The organism is Staphylococcus sp. EG-SA-17 (assembly GCF_017151845.1).
Taxonomy (GTDB): Bacteria; Bacillota; Bacilli; order Staphylococcales; family Staphylococcaceae; genus Staphylococcus; species Staphylococcus aureus.
In genome coordinates, this window is record NZ_JACVZO010000201.1 from 1 (window position 1) to 214 (window position 214).

Sequence of the window (214 nt, forward strand, 5' to 3'; positions counted from 1 at the left end):
TCAGATAGCGACTCAGACTCAGACAGCGACTCAGATTCAGATAGCGACTCAGATTCAGACAGCGACTCAGATTCAGATAGCGATTCGGACTCAGACAGCGATTCAGATTCGGATAGCGACTCAGACTCAGATAGCGATTCAGATTCAGATAGCGATTCAGACTCAGACAGCGATTCAGATTCAGACAGCGACTCAGACTCAGATAGCGACTCAG

The 214-nt window shown here is 48.1% G+C and carries 1 protein-coding gene; it reads left to right on the forward strand.

Annotation, left to right across the window (positions count from 1 at the left end; genetic code table 11):
• Window positions 1-214, forward strand: a 214-nt coding sequence (locus IDG65_RS15200) for a hypothetical protein (RefSeq protein ID WP_048997645.1), incomplete at both ends; no start/stop codon positions are given.